Source organism: Jannaschia sp. GRR-S6-38 (genome assembly GCF_029853695.1).
In the GTDB taxonomy this organism is placed as follows: domain Bacteria; phylum Pseudomonadota; class Alphaproteobacteria; order Rhodobacterales; family Rhodobacteraceae; genus Jannaschia; species Jannaschia ovalis.
Genome location: NZ_CP122537.1, coordinates 1,787,230 through 1,807,259 on the forward strand (window position 1 = coordinate 1,787,230; position 20,030 = coordinate 1,807,259).

General features: G+C 71.7%; 18 protein-coding genes. 15 read left to right on the forward strand and 3 right to left on the reverse strand.

What is annotated here, in order from left to right; genetic code table 11:
- Window positions 1-9: 9 nt before the first annotated feature.
- The 7 genes from rsfS to P8627_RS09165 all read left to right on the forward strand — a co-directional run bounded on the left by rsfS (window position 10) and on the right by P8627_RS09165 (window position 5,999).
- Window positions 10-393 (forward strand): ribosome silencing factor, encoded by a 384-nt coding sequence (gene rsfS, locus P8627_RS09135; RefSeq protein ID WP_279967439.1) that lies wholly within the window; start codon window positions 10-12, stop codon window positions 391-393.
- A gap of 57 nt (window positions 394-450) precedes the next feature.
- The gene (gene rlmH, locus P8627_RS09140; RefSeq protein WP_279963792.1) at window positions 451-915 is read left to right on the forward strand and encodes a 23S rRNA (pseudouridine(1915)-N(3))-methyltransferase RlmH; all 465 of its coding nucleotides are present in this window, start codon (window positions 451-453) and stop codon (window positions 913-915) included.
- A 43-nt stretch (window positions 916-958) separates the two neighbouring features.
- Window positions 959-2,470 (forward strand): 2,3-bisphosphoglycerate-independent phosphoglycerate mutase, encoded by a 1,512-nt coding sequence (gene gpmI / locus P8627_RS09145; RefSeq protein WP_279963793.1) that lies wholly within the window; start codon window positions 959-961, stop codon window positions 2,468-2,470.
- Window positions 2,467-3,564: a murein hydrolase activator EnvC family protein gene (locus P8627_RS09150; protein WP_279963794.1), complete on the forward strand. Its 1,098-nt coding sequence runs from the start codon at window positions 2,467-2,469 to the stop codon at window positions 3,562-3,564. The genes gpmI and P8627_RS09150 overlap by 4 nt, the downstream gene beginning before the upstream one ends.
- An 11-nt stretch (window positions 3,565-3,575) precedes the next feature.
- A complete protein-coding gene (locus P8627_RS09155) occupies window positions 3,576-4,916 on the forward strand; it encodes a S41 family peptidase (RefSeq protein ID WP_279963795.1) in 1,341 nt (446 codons plus the stop codon).
- A 38-nt stretch (window positions 4,917-4,954) separates the two neighbouring features.
- A complete protein-coding gene (locus P8627_RS09160; protein ID WP_279963796.1) occupies window positions 4,955-5,431 on the forward strand; it encodes an RNA pyrophosphohydrolase in 477 nt (158 codons plus the stop codon).
- A gap of 91 nt (window positions 5,432-5,522) precedes the next feature.
- A complete protein-coding gene (locus tag P8627_RS09165) occupies window positions 5,523-5,999 on the forward strand; it encodes a hypothetical protein (RefSeq protein WP_279963797.1) in 477 nt (158 codons plus the stop codon).
- A 7-nt stretch (window positions 6,000-6,006) separates the two neighbouring features.
- Here P8627_RS09165 and ggt read toward each other — a convergent pair whose 3' ends face one another.
- Together ggt and P8627_RS09175 are read right to left on the reverse strand one after the other, a co-directional pair.
- On the reverse strand, window positions 6,007-7,737 hold the full coding sequence (gene ggt, locus P8627_RS09170) for a gamma-glutamyltransferase (RefSeq protein WP_407932923.1): 1,731 nt from the start codon (window positions 7,735-7,737) through the stop codon (window positions 6,007-6,009).
- A 44-nt stretch (window positions 7,738-7,781) separates the two neighbouring features.
- A complete protein-coding gene (locus tag P8627_RS09175; protein WP_279963798.1) occupies window positions 7,782-9,032 on the reverse strand; it encodes an MFS transporter in 1,251 nt (416 codons plus the stop codon).
- Window positions 9,033-9,202: 170 nt separating this feature from the next.
- Here P8627_RS09175 and P8627_RS09180 point away from each other — a divergent pair, with 170 nt between their 5' ends.
- Genes P8627_RS09180 through P8627_RS09200 form a run of 5 tightly spaced genes read left to right on the forward strand, consistent with a single transcriptional unit; the run spans window position 9,203 to window position 15,025 of the window.
- The gene (locus P8627_RS09180; protein ID WP_279963799.1) at window positions 9,203-10,222 is read left to right on the forward strand and encodes a BMP family protein; all 1,020 of its coding nucleotides are present in this window, start codon (window positions 9,203-9,205) and stop codon (window positions 10,220-10,222) included.
- A 1-nt stretch (window position 10,223) separates the two neighbouring features.
- Entirely contained in the window at window positions 10,224-11,762 is a 1,539-nt protein-coding gene (locus tag P8627_RS09185; RefSeq protein ID WP_279963800.1) for an ABC transporter ATP-binding protein, read from the forward strand.
- Window positions 11,752-12,801 (forward strand): ABC transporter permease, encoded by a 1,050-nt coding sequence (locus tag P8627_RS09190; RefSeq protein ID WP_279963801.1) that lies wholly within the window; start codon window positions 11,752-11,754, stop codon window positions 12,799-12,801. The genes P8627_RS09185 and P8627_RS09190 overlap by 11 nt, the downstream gene beginning before the upstream one ends.
- On the forward strand, window positions 12,798-13,745 hold the full coding sequence (locus P8627_RS09195) for an ABC transporter permease (protein ID WP_279963802.1): 948 nt from the start codon (window positions 12,798-12,800) through the stop codon (window positions 13,743-13,745). The genes P8627_RS09190 and P8627_RS09195 overlap by 4 nt, the downstream gene beginning before the upstream one ends.
- Window positions 13,745-15,025 carry an amidohydrolase family protein gene (locus P8627_RS09200; protein WP_279963803.1) on the forward strand — a complete coding sequence of 427 codons (1,281 nt, stop codon included), beginning with the start codon at window positions 13,745-13,747 and terminating at the stop codon, window positions 15,023-15,025. The genes P8627_RS09195 and P8627_RS09200 overlap by 1 nt, the downstream gene beginning before the upstream one ends.
- A gap of 9 nt (window positions 15,026-15,034) precedes the next feature.
- Here the strand turns inward: P8627_RS09200 and P8627_RS09205 are convergent, their stop codons facing one another.
- A complete protein-coding gene (locus P8627_RS09205; protein ID WP_279963804.1) occupies window positions 15,035-15,952 on the reverse strand; it encodes a sugar kinase in 918 nt (305 codons plus the stop codon).
- A 106-nt stretch (window positions 15,953-16,058) separates the two neighbouring features.
- Here P8627_RS09205 and uxaC point away from each other — a divergent pair, with 106 nt between their 5' ends.
- The 3 genes from uxaC to uxuA are packed head-to-tail and all read left to right on the forward strand — an operon-like array spanning window position 16,059 to window position 20,025.
- Window positions 16,059-17,474 (forward strand): glucuronate isomerase, encoded by a 1,416-nt coding sequence (uxaC, locus tag P8627_RS09210; RefSeq protein ID WP_279963805.1) that lies wholly within the window; start codon window positions 16,059-16,061, stop codon window positions 17,472-17,474.
- Window positions 17,471-18,874: a mannitol dehydrogenase family protein gene (locus tag P8627_RS09215; protein ID WP_279963806.1), complete on the forward strand. Its 1,404-nt coding sequence runs from the start codon at window positions 17,471-17,473 to the stop codon at window positions 18,872-18,874. Before uxaC ends, P8627_RS09215 begins: the two co-directional genes overlap by 4 nt.
- Window positions 18,871-20,025 carry a mannonate dehydratase gene (uxuA, locus tag P8627_RS09220; RefSeq protein WP_279963807.1) on the forward strand — a complete coding sequence of 385 codons (1,155 nt, stop codon included), beginning with the start codon at window positions 18,871-18,873 and terminating at the stop codon, window positions 20,023-20,025. The genes P8627_RS09215 and uxuA overlap by 4 nt, the downstream gene beginning before the upstream one ends.
- Window positions 20,026-20,030 lie beyond the last annotated feature (5 nt).

The window sequence follows — 20,030 nt, forward strand, 5'->3', positions numbered from 1 at the left end:
GCCCAAACCATTGCCGCCGACCAGGCCGGCCCGGCCCGCAAGGGCACCGCCGCCAGCGACGAGTTGCTGGCTCTCATCCTGACATCGCTGGACGAAGACAAGGCCGAGGACGTCGTGCAGATCGACCTCAACGGCAAGTCCGCCGTGGCCGACCACATGGTCGTGGCCTCCGGCCGTTCGACGCGTCAGGTCACCGCCATCGCCGAGAAGCTGGCCGACCGCCTGAAGGACCGGCTGGGCCGGACCGCGCGGACGGAGGGCAAGGCGCAGGGCGACTGGGTCCTCGTCGATGCGGGCGACGTGATCGTCCATATCTTCCGCCCGGAAGTGCGCGAGTTCTACCAGCTGGAGAAGATGTGGCAGGACCCGTCCGAGGCGAAGCGGCCGAACTGATCGCCCGGCGGACGTGATGCGCCCGGACCCCGCGCCGGCCCGAGCCCGGGCGCGCCCATGAAGCTGCATCTCGTCGCGGTGGGCCGCCTGCGGAAGGGGCCCGAGAAGGTGCTGGTCGACGACTATCTCGACCGCTTCGCCCGGACCGGGCGCGCGCTGGGCCTGCCGCCGATCAATCTGGTCGAACTGGACGCCAGGGGCGCGGGGCAGGGGGCGGAGGCCGATCTGATCGCGCGGGCCCTGCCACCCGGCGCGGCCGTCGCGATCCTCGACGAGCGCGGCCGCCAGCTCACCTCGCCCGAGCTCGCCCGGCAGATCGAAACCTGGCGCGACCAGGCGCGCGACGTGGCCTTCGTGATCGGCGGGGCCGACGGGCTGACGGACGAGCTCCGCGCCCGCGCCGATCTCGCCATCAGCTTCGGCGCGGTGGTCTGGCCGCATATGCTGGTCCGCGTGATGCTCGCCGAACAGCTCTACCGCGCCGCCGCGATCCTGGCGGGCGCCCCCTACCATCGTGCCTGAGCCCGGCCTAGAACGGGCCGGAACCGCCGCGGAGGCCGATCCCATGCAGAAGAAACCCGTCATCCTGTGCATCCTCGACGGCTGGGGCATCAGCGACCGGCCCGAGCAATCCGCGCCGGACGTGGCCGACACGCCCAATTTCGACCGGCTGATGCGCGAATGCCCCCACGCGACGCTGGTCACCTACGGCCCCGATGTGGGCCTGCCCGAGGGGCAGATGGGCAATTCCGAGGTCGGGCACATGAATATCGGCGCGGGCCGCGTCGTGCGGATGGATCTGGGCCTGATCGACCACGCGATCGAGACCGGCAGCTTCGCGCGCGAAGAGGCGCTGACCGGCTGGATCGACGCGCTCAAGGCCTCGGGCGGGACGGCGCATCTGATGGGCGTGATCTCGGATGGCGGCGTGCATGGACATATCAACCACGTGATCGCGGCCTGCGAGGCGGTAACGGCGGCGGGCGTGCCGGTCGTGCTGCACGCGGTGACCGACGGCCGCGACGTGCCGCCGCGATCGGCCGAGGACTTCGTCGACAAGCTTCTGGCCGACCTGCCCGACGGCGCGCGGGTCGGCACGCTGTCGGGGCGCTATTTCGCGATGGACCGCGACAACCGCTGGGACCGCGTCAGGCGCGCTTGGGACGCGATGGTGCACGCGATGGGCGAGGCCGCCCCGGATGCTGCCGCCGCGGTGCGGGCGGCGCGCGACCGCGACGAGAGCGACGAATTCATCCAGCCCACCGTGATCGACGGCTACGCGGGCATGCGCGACGGCGACGGGTTCTTCTGCCTCAACTTCCGCGCCGACCGCGCGCGCGAGATCCTGTCGGCCCTGGCCGCGCCCGGTTTCGACGGGTTCGACGCGGGCGAGCGGCCCGACCTGCACATGCTGGGCATGGTCGACTATTCCGAGAAGCACGACCGTTTCATGGCGACCGTCTTTCCCAAGCAGACCGTCCCGAACACGCTGGGCCACTGGGTCGCGACCAAGGGGCTGCGCCAGTTCCACGTCGCCGAGACCGAGAAATACCCCCATGTGACCTTCTTCCTGAACGGCGGGAAGGAGGACCCGGAGCCCGGCGAGGACCGCACCATGCCGAATTCGCCCGACGTGGCGACCTACGACCTGCAGCCCGAGATGTCGGCGGCCGCCGTCACCGAAGCCTTCGTCGGCGCGATCCGCGACGGCTACGACCTGATCGTGGTGAATTACGCCAATCCCGACATGGTGGGCCATACCGGCGATCTGCAGGCCGCGGCGAAGGCCTGCGAGGCGGTGGATGCCGGTCTCGGCGCGGTGCTGGAGGCGCTGGAGGGCGGCGACGGGGCGATGATCGTCTGCGCCGACCACGGCAACTGCGAGACCATGATCGACCCCGAGACGGGGAAGGCGCACACGGCCCACACGCTCAACCCCGTGCCGGTGATCCTCTGGGGCGGGCCCGAGGGCGCGCGGCTGCGCGATGGGCGGCTGGGCGACCTGGCCCCGACCCTTCTGGAGCTCATGGGGATCGCGCCGCCTGAAGAAATGACGGGCCAGAGCCTGATCGCATGATACTGCGCGCGCTTCTGCTCTGGGCCCTGCTGGCCGGCGCCGCGCAGGCGCAATCGGCCGACACGGCGCGCCGCGCGGCGGGCCAGCTCGCCGAGGCGGCGCTGGCACTGGACGCGGCGCAGAGCGCTGGCGATCGCGTGACCGCCCTGACCGGCGTGGTGCGCGCCTACGAGACCGGCCTCTCGGCGCTGCGCGACGGGCTGCGCCAGCTTGCCATCCGCGAGACGGCGCTGGCCACGGACCTGGCCGCGCGCGAGGGGGAGATCGCGCGGCTGGTCGCGGCGCTTTCGACCATCGAGCGGTCGCCCGGTCCGCTCCTGCTGCTGCATCCCTCCGGGGCGCTGGGCACGGCGCGCAGCGCGATGATGCTGGGCGAGATCACGCCCGCGCTGAACCGCGAGGCCGAGGTGCTGCGCCGCGACCTCTCCGAATTGCAGCAGCTGCGCCGCCTGGAGGAGACCGCCGCGCAAAGCCTGCGGGCGGGGCTGACCGGCGTGCAGGCCGCGCGCGCTGCGCTCTCCGAGGCGATCACCGACCGCGCGCCGCTGCCCGAACGCTTCGCCGCCGACGCCGCGCGGGTGGCCGGGCTGCGCGACCGCGTCGACACGCTCGAGGCCTTCGCCGACGGGCTGGGCGCCTTGCCCGCGGCGGTCGATGCCGCGCCGGCCCGGCCCCTGCCGCTTCCGGTCGCGGGCACCCTGCTGCGTGAATACCAGGAGCCGGACGCCGCGGGAATCGTCCGCCCGGGCCTCGTGCTGGCCACCGCCGCGGGCGCGCTGGTGACGGCACCCACGGCGGGCACGATCCGCTATGCGGGCCCGCTTCTCGATTACGGCAACGTGATCATCCTGGAGCCCGAGCCCCGGACCTTGCTGGTTTTCGCCGGGCTGTCGGAGGTTTATGGTCGCGCCGGTGAGATCGTTGCGGCGTCCGCGCCGCTTGGTTTGATGGGCGGATCGGTGCCGGATGCGGGCGATTTCCTCCGCGACGCATTGTCCGGTGGTGGCGTATCCCGGCCGGAGACGCTTTATGTGGAAGTGAGAGAGGCCGGGAGGCCCGTGGACCCGGCGACCTGGTTCGCCAAAGACGAGTAGGGAAACGACCCATGAGAAAGACCGCGATGGCCGCCGCGACCGGAATGGTTGCTGGCATCCTGGCGACCACGCAGATCGCCGGGCCGCTCCTCGCGCAGGAAAACGCGAACCAGGCCAGCGTCTACGAGCAGCTGGACCTGTTCGGCATCGTCTTCGAGCGCATCCGCAACCAATATGTCGAGGAAGTCGACGAGGGCGAGCTGATCGAGGCCGCGATCAACGGCATGCTGACCTCGCTCGACCCGCATTCCTCCTATCTGCCGCCGCGCGATTTCGAGGACATGCAGACCGATACCCGCGGCGAGTTCGGCGGCCTCGGCATCGAGGTCACGCAGGAAGAGGGTTACGTGAAGGTCATCACCCCGATGGACGGCACCCCGGCCTACGAGGCGGGCGTCGAGGCGGGCGACTTCATCACCGCCGTCGATGGCGAGACGCTACTGGGCCTGACGCTGGAGGAGGCGGTCGACCTGATGCGCGGGCCCGTCGGCTCGGACATCATCGTGACCATCGTGCGCGAGGGGCTGGAAGAGCCGCTCGACATCACGATCACCCGCGACACGATCAAGCTGACCGCGGCCCGCGTGCGGCAGGAAGGCGACAGCGTCGTCGTCCGCGTCTCGACCTTCAACGACCAGACCCTGCCCAATGTGCGCGCCGGGCTGGAGGAGGTGCTTGCCGAGGCCGGCGGGCTGGAGAGCGTCAACGGGATCGTGCTCGACCTGCGCAACAATCCCGGCGGCCTGCTGACCGCGGGCGTGGCGCTGGCCGACGCGTTCCTCGAGCAGGGCGAAATCGTCTCGACCCGCTCGCGCGAGGCCGACGAGGGCGACCGCTTCAACGCGCGCGCCGGCGACATCGCCGAGGGCAAGCCGATGGTCGTGCTGATCAATGGCGGCTCGGCCTCCGCCTCCGAGATCGTGGCGGGCGCGCTGCAGGATCACCGCCGCGCGGTGGTCGTGGGCACCAAGTCCTTCGGCAAGGGGTCGGTCCAGACGATCATGCCGGTGCAGGGCGACGGCGCGATCCGCCTGACGACCTCGCGCTACTACACGCCGTCGGGCCGCTCGATCCAGGCGCTGGGCATCTCGCCCGACATCGTCGTGGTGCAGCCGCCCCGCGTCCCCGAGGAGGAGACCGCCGAGGAGGAGACGGACCGTCCCCGCCGCTCCGAGGCGGGCCTGCGCGGCGCTCTGGGAAATGACAGCCTGACCGACGAGCAGCAGGAGCAGGTCCGCCAGGAGCAGGAGGCCGCCGTCGAGGCCGCCGAACTGCGCGACGAGGATTACCAGCTCGCCTACGCGATCGACATCCTGAAGGGGCTGTCGGCCATCGAGACGGCGGCGAAGTGAGCCGCCGGGGGCGGGCCGCCCGGCCCGCCCGCGTTCCCATGACCCCCGACCAGATCGCCCATCTGCCTTTCCGTCCCTGCGCGGGCGTCTGCCTGACGAACCCGCAGGGGCTGGTCTGGGCGGGCGAGCGCATCGACACGCCCGGCGCCTGGCAGATGCCGCAGGGCGGGATCGACCCCGGCGAGACGCCCGAGGCCGCCGCCCTGCGCGAGCTGCGCGAGGAGACCGGCCTGACCGCGGACATGGTCGAGATGCTGGGCCACCTGCCCGAGCCGCTGGCCTACGACCTGCCGCCGCACCTGGTGCCGAAGCTCTGGAAGGGGCGCTTTCGCGGGCAGGCGCAGCATTGGTACCGGTTCCTCTATGACGGGCCGGACGACGCCGTCGATCTCGAGGTCCACGAGCGCGAATTCTCGCAATGGCGCTGGATGGAGGCCCATGCGCTTCTGGACGCGATCGTGCCCTTCAAGCGCGACCTCTATGCCCGCGTCTTCGCGGGATTCGGTCTGATCTGACCGGCAAGGCCCCGCCGTCGCTATCCGATACGGCTTGCGTTGCGTGCCAGCCGCGACGGATCAACGGATGACCCAAACCCGGAGACCATTCATGTTCCGCGCCATCCCCGCCGCTCTCGCCGCCGCGCTCCTGGCCCAGCCCGCCGCCGCGCTCTCCTGCCTCGCGCCCACGATGCAGGGCAGTTTCCAGGCCGCCAGCGACTCCGAGGCGACCTATGTCCTGGCCCGCGGCATCTTCGCGCCGCTGCCCGACCAGCCCGAGGGCCCGGAGGGCGATCCGAACGACAAGCAGGACTACAGCGTCGAGACCCTGTTTACCGGGCAGGTCGCGTCGGCCCAGGGCTTTGTCCAGCCGGCGCGCACCGCCGTGACGATCGAGATCGGCTGCGAGGCCGCCTGGTGCGGCGCGGTCCCGGAGGGGGAGGTCGTCGCCCTGATCGAGCGCCGCGAGGACCGGTTCGTGCTGGAGCAGGGGCCCTGCCCGCGCTTCGCGCTGACCGCGACGGACGAGGTCGTGAACGCCGCGCTGGCCTGCGCGCGGGGCGAGGCCTGCGAAGCGCCCGAATAGGCGCGGCCTACTCGCCGATGGCGACCCCCTCGCGGCGCGGATCGGCCCCGCCGGTCAGCCCGTCCGCGGCGATGGCGATGGCGTGCAGGCCCGAGGTCAGGCCCCGGATATTCGTCTCGTAGCCCAGCGCGGCCAGCGGTTCGGCCAGCGCCGCCGCGGCGGTGCCTTCCTCCAGGTCGTAAGTGCCGAAGCGGTTCACCAGATGCGGCAGCGCGATGGCCTGCTGCACGTCCATGCCCCAGTCCAGATGCGCGACGATGGTCTTGGCCACGTAGCCGATGATCCGCGAGCCGCCGGGCGAGCCCACGACCATCACCGGCGCGCCGTCCCGCATCACGATGGTGGGCGACATCGACGAACGCGGCCGCTTGCCCGGCTCGACCCGATTGGCGATCGGCACGCCATCCGAATGCGTCCGGAAGGAGAAATCCGTCAGCTCGTTGTTGAGAAGGAATCCGCCCGGCGCCAGCAGGCGGGAGCCGAAGCCGTTCTCGATCGTGGTGGTCATCGACAGCGCGTTGCCCGCGGAATCGACGATCGAGATATGCGAGGTCGAGGGTAGCTCCAGCGAGGTGTCGTCGGCCAGCTCCAGTGCGGCGTGGTCCCAGGGCGGCGTGCCGGCCGTGACCTCCGGCAGGGCGTCGTCGCCGGCCAGCAGCGCCGCGCGCTCGGCCAGGTAGCCCGGATCCAGCAGCCGTGGCATCGGCACGAAGTCGCTGTCGGCCATGTAGCGGCCGCGATCCGCGAAGGCGAGGCGCGAGGCGTCGCCGATCAGCCGCCAGGCCTGCGGGTCGTCGGGACCCAACGCGGCGATGTCGTAGGGCTCGATCAGCGCCAGGATCTGGCCGACGGTCAGCGCGCCCGACGACGGGGGCCCCATCCCGCAGATCTCGGCGCCGCGATAGGGCGCGCAGACCGCCGGGCGCTCGACCACGTCATAGGCGGCGAGGTCGTCCAGCGTCAGGACGCCGGGCTGCGCCGCGCCGCGGATGGTCGCCACGATCCCCTCGGCCACCGGACCGGAATAGAAGGCGTCGGACCCGTCGCGCGCGAAGGCGCGCAGCGTCTCGGCATAGGCCGCGTTGACCAGCGTCGCGCCCTCGGCCAGCGGCGTGCCGCCGGGCAGGAAATAGGCCGCCGTCGCCTCGGAGCTCGAAAGCCGCTCGGCATCGTCCGCGATCAGCGTGGCGAGGCGCGGGGAGACGGCGAAGCCGTCCTCGGCCAAGGATATGGCTTCGTCGAAGAGCCCGCCCCAATTGGCGCGGCCCCAGCGGCGATGCGCCTCCTCCATCAGCAGGGGCGTGCCGGGTGTGCCCACCGAAAGCCCGCCCACGACCGCGTCGAAGAAGCCCATGGGCTCGCCATCGACCTGGAACAGCGTGGGCGTCGCCGCCATCGGCGCGGTTTCGCGCCCGTCCAGCGTCGTCAGCGCGCCGGTCGCGGCGTCGTACCACACGAGGAAGGCGCCGCCGCCCAGACCCGAGCTCTGCGGCTCGACTAGGCCCAGGACGGCCTGCACCGCGACCATGGCGTCGGCGGCGCTGCCGCCCTCGCGCAGGACCCGGGCCCCGGCCTCGGCGGCCAGCGGATTGGCGGCGGCGACCATCCAGTCCTGTGCGGTGACGGGGGCCGGCGCCTCGGGGGCAAGTCCGGTCGCGGCCTCCGGCGCGACGGCATCGGCGGCCTGCTGCGCGAAGGCGGCGGGGGCCAGAAGGCAGAGGGCGAAGATCATGCGCATCGGGTCTCTCCTGTCGGGGGCGGTCCCGTCAGAATGACAGGGATTTACCCTGCGGCAAGCCCGCCGGGGACGCGGGCCTTCAGCGGCGTCTCGTTGATCGGCAGATGGACCAGCGCCGAGAGCAGACCCACGCCCACGCCGACCCACCAGACGGTCACGTAGCTGCCCGTCGAATCGTAGAGCGTCCCGCCCAGCCAGACTCCCAGGAAGCTGCCGAGCTGGTGGCTGAAGAACACCAGGCCATAGAGCGTGCCCATGTAGCGCAGCCCGTAGATATGCGCGACGAGCCCCGAGGTCAGCGGCACCGTCGCAAGCCACAACGCGCCCATCGCCACCGAGAACAGGATGACCGACAGGGGCGTGATCGGCAGCGCGATGAACAGTGCCGCGATGATGGTGCGGCCGAGATAGATACCCGCCAGCAGGTTCTTGCGGCTGAGCCGCTTGCCCAGCCAGCCCGCGTAGAGCGTGCCCGCGATGTTGGCGAGGCCGATCAGCGCGATGGCCGCCGCGCCCAGCGCCGAGGTGGTCGTGACCCCGAAGGAGTAGAGCACCCCGTTCGGGTCGATCGGCCCGCACATCTCGGTCACCATCGCGGGGAAGTGGGCGGTGATGAAGCCCAGCTGGTAGCCGCAGGAAAAGAAGCCCACGAAGATCAGCCCGTAGGACGGATCGCGCACCGCGCCGCGCAGGATGCGGCCCATCGATTCCCCGAGCGTGGGCTTCGACGCCGCGGGCGCGCGCATCATCGGCAGCGTGAGCAGCGGCAGCGCGACGAGGACCGCGAAGATCACGAAGACCTCCTGCCAGGAATAGAAGCCCAGCAGCCATTCGGCCAGCGGCGCGCCGAAGACTTGGCCCAGCGACCCGGCGGCGGTGGCCACGCCCAGAGCCATGGAGCGGTTCTCGTCCGAGGTGGCGCGGCCCACCACCGCGAGGATCACGCCGAAGCCCATCCCCGCGATGCCGAACCCCACGAGGATTTCCAGCAGCTGATGCGCCCCCGGCGTCACCGCGAAGGAGGAGAGCACCAGCCCCGCCGCGTAGCAGATCACGCCCGCGACGATGGCCTTGCGGTCGCCGAAGCGGTCGGCCAGCGCGCCGAAGATCGGCTGGCCGATCCCCCAGGCGAGGTTCTGGATCGCGATGGCGAGGCTGAACTCGGCGCGTGGCCAGCCGAATTCCGACGCGATGGGGATCTGGAAGACGCCGAAGCTGGCGCGGATGGCGAAGCCCACCATCAGGACGATGCAGCCCGAGATCAGGACGGGCGTCATCAGGGGGGTGCGGGTCATCGGCGCGCTCCGGCAGCTTCGACCCGCAAGATGCCGTGGCAGGCCGCGCCGTCAAACGCGTATTTCTTGCGCGTGCCCAAGATCGGTTGCGCGACCCGCCCGGGCGGCTTGACAGGGGCGGACCCGCGGCGGACGCTCCGCCCGCGTTAACCTTCTGCCAGGAGCCTGCCATGACCCGACTGATCCGAACCCCGCTCACCCGCAGGCTGATGCTGGGATTGGCCGCCGCCCTGACCGGCGCCGCGCTCGCCCCCGCCGCGATGGCCGATGCGCATGAGCCGCTGAAGGTCGCGGGCATCTACACCGTCCCGGTCGAGCAGCAATGGGTCAGCCGCATCCACAAGGCCGCGCTCGCCGCCGAGGAGCGCGGCGAGATCGCGTATGAATACACCGAGAACGTGGCCAACACCGACTACCCGCGCGTGATGCGCGAATATGCCGAGGGCGGGGTCGACCTGATCGTGGGCGAGATCTTCGGCGCCGAGCAGGAGGCGCGCGAGGTCGCCGCCGACTATCCCGACACCGCTTTCCTGATGGGATCCAGCTTCAAGGAGGACATGGGCCCCGCGAACCTCGCCGTCTTCGACAACTACATCCAGGACGCGGCCTACCTGTCGGGCATCATCGCCGGGTCGATGACCGAGACGAACAATATCGGCATGGTCGGCGGCTTTCCCATCCCCGAGGTCAACCGCCTGATGCACGCCTTCATGGCCGGTGTTCGCGAGACCGCCCCCGAGGCGAGCTTCCAGGTCAGCTTCATCGGCTCCTGGTTCGACCCGCCCAAGGCCAAGGAAACCGCCTTCGCCATGATCGAGAACGGCGCCGACGTGATGTATGCCGAACGCTTCGGCGTCTCGGATGCCGCGGCCGAGCGTGACGTGCTGGCCATCGGCAACGTCATCGACACGCAGGCGGACTATCCCGACACGGTCGTCGCCTCGGCGATCTGGCATTTCGAGCCGACGATGGATGCCGCGATCGCGGCCGTGAAGGCGGGCGAGTTCACCGCCGCCGATTACGGGCGCTACAGCTTCATGGATCGCGGCGGCTCCAGCCTCGCGCCGCTGGGCACCTTCGAGGGCCGCGTGCCGCAGGACGCGATGGACCTGGTGGCCGAGCGCGAGGCCGCGATCAAGGCGGGCACCTTCGCCGTCGAGATCGACGACAGCGAGCCGAAGTCGCAGTGACGTGACCGGACCGGAAGACGGGGCGGAGGTCGTCCTCCGCCTCGATGGTATCACCAAGCGCTTCGGCCAGGTTCTGGCCAACGACGCGGTGTCCTTCAGCCTGCGCCGCGGTGAGGTCGTGGCCCTGCTGGGTGAGAACGGCGCGGGCAAGACCACGCTGATGAACATCCTGTTCGGGGCCTACACCCCCGATGCCGGCACGATCGAGGTGCGGGGCCGGCCCCTGCCCGAAGGCAGCCCCGGCGCCGCGCTGGCCGCCGGCGTCGGCATGGTGCACCAGCATTTCACGCTGGCCGACAATCTCAGCGTGCTCGACAACATCGTGCTGGGCACGCGCCCGCTCTGGTCGCTGCGCGCCGGGCGCCGCGCGGCGCGCGCCAAGGTCGCGCGCCTGGCACGGGATTATGGGCTGCAGGTCGATCCGGACGCGATGGTCGGCGCGCTGACGGTGGGCGAGCGGCAGCGGGTCGAGATCCTCAAGGCGCTCTACCGCGACGCGCGGATCCTGATCCTCGACGAGCCGACCGCCGTGCTGACCCCGCAGGAGACCGAGGGCCTGTTCGCCACGATGCGGCAGGCCGTGGCGGACGGCCTGTCGGTCATCTTCATCAGTCACAAGCTGCACGAGGTCGAGGCGATCTCGGACCGGGTCGTCGTGCTGCGCCACGGCCGCGTCGTGGCCGAGGCGCGGACCGCCGATACCGACCGCGAGGCGATGGCCCGGATGATGGTCGGCAGCGACATTCCCGCGCCGGAGCTGCGCGACCACGCGCCGGGCGAACCGGTCGTCGAACTGGAAGCCGTCGACACCGCGCCGCGCGGCGGGGCGCCGGGCCTGCGCGGCGTCGACATGGTCGTGCGGCGCGGACAGATCGTAGGCCTGGCGGGCGTTTCGGGCAACGGGCAGGCCGCGCTGGCCGACCTGCTGGGCGGGTTGGTCGAGCCCCGCGCCGGCACCTTCCGCCTGAAGGGCGCGCCGCCCGTGGACTGGTCGCCCCGCACCGCGACCGGCGCGGGCATCGCCCGCATCCCCGAGGACCGGCACCGCACCGGCACCGTCGCCGATATGGACCTGACCGAGAACGTCATGCTCGAGCGCTACGCCCGCGCGCCCTTCAGCCGGGGCGGCTGGCTCGACTGGTCGGAGGCGCGCGCCTTCGCCGAGCGGGTGATCGCAGGCTACGACGTCCGCTGCCCCGGCCCCGCCACGCGCATCCGGCTCCTGTCGGGGGGCAACATGCAGAAGCTGATCCTCGGCCGCGTGCTGGAGACCGCGCCCGACCTGATCCTCGCCAACCAGCCGGTGCGGGGGCTCGATATCGGCGCGCTGACCTATGTCCACGAACAGCTCCTGGCCGCGCGCGACCGGGGCGCGGGCGTGGTGCTGATCTCCGAGGATCTCGACGAGGTGATCGCGCTGTCGGACGTGATCCACGTGATCTCGCGCGGGCGGCTTTCGCCGGCCTTCCCGCGGGGCACGATGACGCCGGCCCAACTGGGCGGCTGGATGGCCGGGCAGGGCTTCGACCATGCGGCTTGAACCCGTCGTCCGGCCCACGTCGCTGCGCACGCTGGGCCTGCCCGCGCTGGCGCTCGCGGCGACGGTGATTTTCGCCTCGGGCCTCGCCGCGCTGGCCGGGGCCGCGCCGCTCTCGGTGCTGGGCCTGATCGTCGAGGGGGCTGTCGGCTCGCGCTTCGCCCTGCTCGAGACGCTGAACCGCGCGACGCCGTTGATCTTCACCGGCCTCGCCGTCGCCGTGGCCTTCCGCGCCAAGCTCTGGAACATCGGGGCCGAGGCGCAGCTCTATCTCGGCGCGGTGGCCACGGTCGTCCTCGGCACCGGCTATCTGGGCTGGCCCGCCGCGCTTCTGCTGCCCACGCTCGCGCTGGCGGCGATCGCCTGCGGGGCGGTCGCGCTGTTGGTGCCGACCTTCCTCAAGACCCGCTTCGGCGTGGACGAGGTGGTGACGACGCTTCTTCTGAACTTCGTGGTCCTGCTCTTCGTGTCGATGCTGCTGGAAGGGCCGCTCAAAGATCCGATGGGGCTCGGCTGGCCGAAATCCGCGCGCCTGGTCGAGGAGGCGCGGCTGCCGCGCATCGTCGAGGGGCTGCGCCTGCATTGGGGCTTCGGCCTCGCGCTGATCTGCGCGGGGGCGGTCTGGGTGATCCAGACGCGCACGATCTGGGGCTACGAGATGCGCGCCGTGGGCATGAATGCCGAGGCCGCGCATTTCGCGGGCGTGCCCGTCCGCGCCACGCTGATCCGCACCGCGATCCTGTCGGGCGGGCTGGCGGCGCTGGCGGGCTTCTCGGAGGTGGCGGGCGCCAAGGGGTCGCTCACCTTGGATCTGAGCCCGGGCTTCGGCTACACCGGCATCATCGTCGCCATGCTGGCGCTTCTGAACCCTCTGGGCGTGGTCGTCGCCGCGCTGTTCGTGGCGGGCGTCTTCGTCGGCGCCGACTCGATGTCCCGCGCGGCGGGCGTGCCGACCTACCTGGCCGACATCCTTCTGGCGACGGCGCTCCTGTCGATGGTGCTGGCGATCATGCTGACGCGCTTCCGGGTGCGGCGCGGATGACCGAGATCGTCGACATTCTGCTCTCGGCCAGCTTCTGGGCCGCCGCGATCCGCATCGCGAGCCCGCTGATTTTCGCCGCCATGGGCGAGCTGATCTGCGAACGCGCGGGCGTCCTGAACCTCGGGATCGAGGGGATCATGGTCACCGGCGCCTTCGCGGGCTGGATGGCGGTCTATTCCGGCCTAAGCCTCTGGCCCGGCGTCGGCGTGGCGCTTCTGGCGGGGATGGGCTTCGGGCTTCTGCACGCCGTCCTGACCGTGCCCTTCGGCCTGTCGCAGCACGTCGTGGGCCTGGGGATCACGCTTCTGGCGACGGCCGCGACCTACTTCGCCTACCGCCTCGCCCTGCCCGAGGTCACGAGCCCGCCCAAGATTGCGGCCTTCACCGAATGGCCGGTGCCGATCCTGTCGGATCTGCCGCTTCTGGGTCCCGCGCTCTTCACCCAGACGCCGCTGACCTACGCGGCCTTCGCCACCGCCGGGATCGTCGCGCTGGTCCTGTGGCGCACGCCGCTGGGCCTCGCCATCCGCGCGGCGGGCGAGAACCCCTCGGCCGTCGCGGCGCAGGGCCTGTCGGTCACCGGGCTGCGCATGGGCGCGGTGATCGTGGGATCGGGCCTGATGGCGGTGGGCGGGGCCTTCCTGACGATGTCGGCCTTCGACAGCTTCTTCTTCGAGATGGTCAACGGGCGGGGCTGGATCTGCATCGCGCTGGTTGTCTTCGGCGCGTGGAAGCCCGGCAAGACGCTGCTGGGCGCGGTGCTTTTTGCGGCCTTCGACGCGCTGCAGGTGCGGCTGCAGCAGACGCCGCTCGGGGCCGAGGTACCGTACCAGATCTTCCTGATGGCACCCTATATTCTGTCCATCCTGGCCCTCGTGGTCATGTCGCGCCGCGCCGCCGTCCCGGCCGCGCTGATGGTGCCGTTCAACCGGGGGGAGCGTTGATGTTCGACCTGATCGTGAAGGGCGGCACGCTGCCCGACGGGCGCGTGGCCGATATCGGCATAAGCGGCGACCGGATCGCCGCCGTCGAGCCGCGGCTGGAGGGCGAGGCGCGCGAGACGGTCGACGCGACCGGCGACCTCGTCAGCCCGCCCTTCGTTGACCCGCATTTCCACATGGATGCGACGCTCAGCTACGGCATCCCGCGCGTGAACGGCTCCGGCACGCTGCTCGAAGGCATCGCGCTCTGGGGCGAGCTGAAGGGCGTGATGACCCACGAGGCGGTCCGCGACCGCGCGCTGGCCTATTGCGACTGGGCGGTCTCGATGGGCCTGCTGGCGATCCGCAGCCATGTCGACACCTGCGACGACCGGCTCTTGGGCGTCGAGGCCCTGCTCGAGGTGCGCGACATCGTCCGTCCCTATCTCGACCTGCAACTCGTGGCCTTCCCGCAGGACGGCCTGTTCCGCGACCCTGCGGCCTGGGACAACACGGTCCGGGCGCTCGATCTGGGCGTCGACGTCGTGGGCGGGATCCCGCATTTCGAGCGGACCATGGCGGACGGCGCGCGCTCGGTCACCGCGCTCTGCGAACTGGCGGCCGAGCGGGGCCTGCCCGTCGACATGCATTGCGACGAGACCGACGACCCGATGTCGCGCCACATCGAGACGCTGGCCTACGAGACGCAGCGCCTGGGGCTTCAGGGCCGCGTCGCGGGCTCGCACCTGACCTCAATGCATTCGATGGACAATTACTACGTCTCCAAGCTCATCCCGCTGATCGCGGAGGCCGGGGTCGCGGCGATCCCCAACCCGCTGATCAACATCATGCTGCAGGGCCGCCACGACAGCTTCCCCAAGCGCCGAGGCCTGACCCGCGTGAAGGAGATGCAGGCCGCGGGCATCGCGGTCGGCTGGGGGCAGGATTGCGTGCGCGACCCGTGGTATCCGCTGGGCACGGCGGACATGCTGGACGTGGCCTTCATGGGGCTGCACGTCGCGCAGATGAGCCATCCGGAGGAGATGCGCCGCTGCTTCGACATGGTGACCGAGACCAATGCCGCGATCATCGGGCTGGAGGGCTATGGCCTCGCGCCCGGCTGCACCGCCTCGCTGGTGGTGCTGGACGCGGGCGACCCGGTCGAGGCGCTGCGCCTGCGGGCGACGCGGCTGGCGGTGGTGTCGAAGGGCAAGCTCGTCGCGCGAACCCCCCGCGCCGACGCGGCGCTGGACCTGCCGGGACGGCCGGGCGGCATGCGGCGGCGGCACCGGGCGGGCAGCTGAGCGCGCCGCTCAGATCTCGACCAGCGCCCCGCGCCCGCCGATGACCCGGGCCGACAGCGCCGCCCCCGCGCGCAGTGCCGCGTCGAGGCTCTCGCCCGCGAGATGCGCCGCCAGGAACCCTGCGTTGAAGCTGTCGCCCGCTGCGGTCGTGTCGACGACCCGGGCGACCGGGTCGGGGCGGAGGCCCGCGCGCATCCCGTCCGAGACGGCGAGGATATCGCCCGGCCCGTCCTTCACGACCACCGTTCCCGCGCCCAGCGCGGCATAGCGGTCCCGCGTCGCCGCGGGGTCGACGTCGCCGAAATGCGTGGCCTCGTCGTCATGCGAGGGCAGGACGATATCGGCCAGCCCCGCCGCCTCGGTCACCGCGGCGCACATCGCGGCCGTCCCGGGCCAGAGCCGCGGGCGCAGGTTCGGGTCGAAGGCGATCCGCGCGCCGCCCGCGCGCGCGGCGGCCAGCCGGTCCAACAGCCGCGCGCGCCCGTCGCCCTTCAGCACCGCGAGTGTGATCCCCGAGAGGTAGATCAGGTCGGTCCCCGCAAAGGCGCGGTCCAGCGCGTCCGCATCCTCGGCCAGGCGCCGCGCGGCGGAGCGGTCGCGCCAATAGGCGAAGCTGCGTTCGCCGTCCCGCAGCTCGATCAAGTAGAGCCCCACCGTCCGGTCGGCGCGCCGCGCGACATGCTCGGTCGCGATCCCCGCCTGCGCCATGAAGGCCAGCATCGCGTCCGAGATGGTATCCTGCCCGACCGCGCTGAGATAGCCGACGGCCCAGTCGGGCCGCAGCCGCGCGAGATACCAGGCGGTGTTCATCGTGTCGCCGGCGAAGCCCCGGCGGAACAGGCCATCCGGGCCCGCCGGGGCCAGCTCGACCATGCATTCGCCGATCGAGAGGATGCGCGGGGCGCGGGGCGGGGCTGCGGCGGTCATGCCCGTTTCTCACCGGCCCCGCGGCGGCCCGCAACGGAAATTGACCGGGCGGGCTTTCTTTCCTAGCCCTGATCGGACGGCCCGTCCCGGCGCCGCGAGGAAAGCGATGCCGCGTCTCGACCCCGATCGGCTGTTCCCGCTGGAGGCCCGCGCCCGCGACCTGGCGCGCGCGCTCTACGGCGCGGTGGCGGATCTGCCGATCGTCAGCCCGCACGGCCATTGCGACCCCGCCTGGTTCGCCGGGAACGACCGTTTTCCCGACCCGGCTCGCCTGTTCGTGACGCCCGATCACTACGTCTTCCGCATGCTCTTCAGCCAGGGCGTGCCGTTCGACGCGCTGGGCGTCCCGCGCGCCGATGGCGGTGCGGTCGAAACCGATGGCCGCGCGATCTGGCGCGTCTTCGCGGCCAACTACCACCTGCTGCGCGCCACGCCCCCGGCGATGTGGATCGACCACGCGCTGGAGCATGTCTTCGGCTGGACGCCGCCGCTCGTCGCGGCCACGGCCGATGCCTGCTACGACCATTTGTCCGACTGCCTGGCGCAGGACGGCTTCCGGCCCCGCGCGCTGTTCGACCGCTTCGGCGTCGAGACGCTGGCCACGACCGACTCGGCGCTTGACCCGTTGGAAGCCCATGCCGCGATCCGCGCCTCCGATTGGGGCGGCCATGTCATCCCGACCTACCGGCCCGACGCCGTGGTGGACCCGGATCACGAGGGCTTCGCGCGCAATGTCGACGCGCTGGGCGCGATGACGGGCGAGGATGTGTCCAGCTGGCGCAGCTATCTCGCTGCCCATCGCGCTCGCCGCGCGGAGTTCGTCGCGATGGGCGCCCGGGCCAGCGATCACGGCCACCCCACCGCGCGGACCGAGGACCTGCCCGAGGCGGAGGCCGCCGCGCTCTACGACCGGGTGCGCGCCGGGCAGGCGAGCGCGAAGGAGGCCGAGACCTTCCGCGGCCAGATGCTGACCGAGATGGCGCGCATGTCGCTCGAGGACGGGCTGGTGATGCAGATCCACGCCGGCGCGGCGCGCAACCATTCCGCCGCGATGCTGGCCAGCCACGGACGCGACATGGGCTTCGACATCCCGACCCGCACCGATTACGTCACCGCGCTACGCCCGCTCCTGTCGGCGCATGGCACCGATCCCCGGCTGCGGGTGATCGTCTTCACCCTCGACGAGACCGCCTATTCCCGCGAACTGGCGCCGCTGGCCGGGGTTTATCCGGCGCTCCTGCTCGGGCCCGCCTGGTGGTTCTTCGACAGCCCCGAGGGGATGCGCCGCTACCGCGAGGCGGTGACCGAGACGGCGGGGTTCTACAACACGGCCGGGTTCAACGACGACACGCGGGCCTTCTGCTCGATCCCGGCGCGCCACGACGTCGCGCGCCGGGTCGATTGCGCCTATCTCGCGACCCTCGTCGCGACCGGCCGACTGGCCGAGGCCGACGCCCATGAAGTGGCGCAGGACCTGGCCTACAACCTGGCGAAACGCGCCTACCGGCTGGACCGGGCGTGACCGCGCCGCGCCTCGCCCCCGGCGGTGCCGCGCGCCCGAAACCGGGCTGGCTGCATCTGGGGCCGGGCGCGTTCTTCCGGGCGTTCGGGCTGCCGATCCTGCAGGAGGTGGGCGGCGATTGGGGCGTGATCGGCGTCAGCCTGCGGAGCCCCGCCACCCGCGATGCGCTGGCCCCGCAGGGCTTCGCCTATACCGCGTTGGAGCGCGGGCCTGACGGCCCCCGCGCCGCGGTGATCGAACAGCTCCGCGACATACTGGTCGCGCCCGAAGACCCGCGGGCTGTGCTGGACGCGATGGCCGATCCGGGCATCCGGGTGGTCAGCCTGACCGTGACCGAGAAGGGCTATTGCCACGATCCCGCGACCGGACGCCTGAACCCCGATCACCCCGATATCCGCCACGACCTCGCGGCTCCCCTGCCGCGCTCGGCCCCCGGGTTCCTGACCCGCGCGCTGGCCGCGCGCCGGGCCGCGGGGCACCGGCCCTTCACCGTCCTGTCCTGCGACAATCTTCCCGATAACGGCGCGCTGATCCGCGGCGTGGTGCTGGAGCTCGCCCGCCGCATCGATCCCGCGCTCGCCGATTGGATCGCGGCCGAGGGCGCCTTTCCCGCCACCATGGTCGACCGCATCGTGCCCGCGACGACGCCCGAGGACATCGCCGCGGTCGCGCGCCTGACCGGGCGGCACGACGCGGCGCCCGTGGTGCACGAGCCGTTTCGCCAATGGGTCGTGACCGACGCCTTCGTGGATGGCGCGCGCCCGCCGCTGGAGCGCGCGGGCGTGCAGATGGTGTCGGACGTGGCCTCCTTCGAGGCGATGAAGCTGCGGATGCTGAACGGCACGCATTCGGCGTTGGCCTATCTGGGCTCTCTCTCGGGGCATGAAACCATCGCCGAGGCGGTTGCCCACCCGGTGCTGCGCGCCTTCACCCGCCATCTCTGGTCCGAGATCGTGCCCACGCTGACACCCCCGCCGGGCACCGACCTCGCCGCCTATGCCGACGCGCTGCTGGCGCGTTACGACAACGCGGCGATCCGGCACCGGACCCTGCAGATCGCCATGGATGGCAGTCAGAAACTGCCGCAGCGCATCCTCGGCACGCTGCGCGACCGGCTGGACGCCGGGGCCGAGGCCGAGGGGCTGCTGGCGGTCGTCGCGGCCTGGATGCGCCATGTCGGCGGGACGGACGAGGCCGGGCGGCCTCTCGACCTGCGCGACCCGCTGGCCGAGGAGCTACGCGCGCGGGCTCGGGCGGCAGATCCGGTGGCGTCCCTGCTCGGGCTGCGCGTCGTGTTCGACGCCGATCTGGCCGCCCGCATCCGCGCGCCGCTAACGCGCCTCCATGCCGAGCTCGCCACCCGCGGCGCCATCACCACCGCCGAAAGGATCGCCCGATGATCGAGACCTGGCGCTGGTTCGGCCCGCTCGACCGCATCACCCTGCCCGAGATCGCGCAGACCGGCGCGGCGGGCATCGTCAACGCCCTGCACGAGATCCCCTATGGCGAGGTCTGGCCGCGCGACGCCATCGCCGCGCGCCGCGACGCGATCGAAGGCGCGGGCTTCACATGGGCGGTCGTCGAGAGCCTGCCGGTTCACGAGGCGATCAAGCGCGGCGAGGCGGGGCCCGGGCTCTTCGCCAATTACCGCCAGAGCCTCGCCAATCTCGCCGCCGAGGGGATCGGCACGGTCTGCTACAACTTCATGCCGCTTCTCGACTGGACGCGCACCGACCTGGCCCATCCCGTGCCGCCTGGCGGCACCGCCCTGCGCTTCGACGCGCCGCGGATGGCGGCGTTCGAGCTGCACATGCTGGAGCGGGAGGCCGCGCGCGACGACTACCCGCCCGAGGTGATCGCCGCCGCCGGCGCCTGGTTCGGCCAGTCGACCGAAGACGACCGCGCGACGCTTCTGCGGTCGATCATGGCGGGGCTGCCGGGGGCCTATGACCGCTACGATCTGCGGGGCCTGCGCCGCGCGCTGGAGATCTATCGGGGGATCGACCGGGCGGCCCTGCAGGCGCATTACGCGCGCTTCCTGGCGGAGGTCGTGCCCACCGCGCAGGCGCTGGGCCTGCGGCTCTGCGTGCATCCCGACGACCCGCCGCGCGATATCCTGGGCCTGCCACGGATCGTGTCGGATGCCGATGACATCGCCTGGATCCTCGACGCCCAAGACGCGCCGGAGAACGGGCTGACGCTCTGTTCCGGCTCGCTCGGCGCCAACCCGGGAAACGACGTGCCCGCCATCGCGCGTCGCTTCGCCGACCGGATCCATTTCGCCCATCTGCGCAACGTGGCGAAAGACCCCGACGGCAGCTTCACCGAGGCCGCACATCTGGCGGGCGACACCGACATGGTCGCGCTGGTCGCTTCCCTGCTGGCGGCCGAGGCGGCGACGGGCCGGCCGATCCCGTTCCGCCCCGATCACGGCCACGAATTGCTCGACGACGCGCGCCGCGGCACGCATCCGGGCTATCCGCTGGCGGGACGGATGCGCGGATTGGCCGAGCTGCGCGGCGTGATCGCCGGGCTGGGCCACCGCGGCTGATGGAC

Excerpts from the sequence above, each read along its gene's own strand:
- rlmH (WP_279963792.1), top strand. The coding sequence starts at position 451 with ATGAAGCTGCATCTCGTCGCGGTGGGCCGCCTGCGGAAGGGGCCCGAG.
- P8627_RS09155 (WP_279963795.1), top strand. The coding sequence starts at position 3,576 with ATGAGAAAGACCGCGATGGCCGCCGCGACCGGAATGGTTGCTGGCATC.
- uxuA (WP_279963807.1), top strand. The coding sequence starts at position 18,871 with ATGATCGAGACCTGGCGCTGGTTCGGCCCGCTCGACCGCATCACCCTG.
- P8627_RS09175 (WP_279963798.1), bottom strand. The coding sequence starts at position 9,032 with ATGACCCGCACCCCCCTGATGACGCCCGTCCTGATCTCGGGCTGCATC.
- P8627_RS09190 (WP_279963801.1), top strand. The coding sequence starts at position 11,752 with ATGCGGCTTGAACCCGTCGTCCGGCCCACGTCGCTGCGCACGCTGGGC.
- P8627_RS09180 (WP_279963799.1), top strand. The coding sequence starts at position 9,203 with ATGACCCGACTGATCCGAACCCCGCTCACCCGCAGGCTGATGCTGGGA.
- P8627_RS09205 (WP_279963804.1), bottom strand. The coding sequence starts at position 15,952 with ATGACCGCCGCAGCCCCGCCCCGCGCCCCGCGCATCCTCTCGATCGGC.
- gpmI (WP_279963793.1), top strand. The coding sequence starts at position 959 with ATGCAGAAGAAACCCGTCATCCTGTGCATCCTCGACGGCTGGGGCATC.
- uxaC (WP_279963805.1), top strand. The coding sequence starts at position 16,059 with ATGCCGCGTCTCGACCCCGATCGGCTGTTCCCGCTGGAGGCCCGCGCC.
- P8627_RS09160 (WP_279963796.1), top strand. The coding sequence starts at position 4,955 with ATGACCCCCGACCAGATCGCCCATCTGCCTTTCCGTCCCTGCGCGGGC.
- P8627_RS09150 (WP_279963794.1), top strand. The coding sequence starts at position 2,467 with ATGATACTGCGCGCGCTTCTGCTCTGGGCCCTGCTGGCCGGCGCCGCG.
- P8627_RS09195 (WP_279963802.1), top strand. The coding sequence starts at position 12,798 with ATGACCGAGATCGTCGACATTCTGCTCTCGGCCAGCTTCTGGGCCGCC.
- P8627_RS09200 (WP_279963803.1), top strand. The coding sequence starts at position 13,745 with ATGTTCGACCTGATCGTGAAGGGCGGCACGCTGCCCGACGGGCGCGTG.
- P8627_RS09165 (WP_279963797.1), top strand. The coding sequence starts at position 5,523 with ATGTTCCGCGCCATCCCCGCCGCTCTCGCCGCCGCGCTCCTGGCCCAG.
- ggt (WP_407932923.1), bottom strand. The coding sequence starts at position 7,737 with ATGCGCATGATCTTCGCCCTCTGCCTTCTGGCCCCCGCCGCCTTCGCG.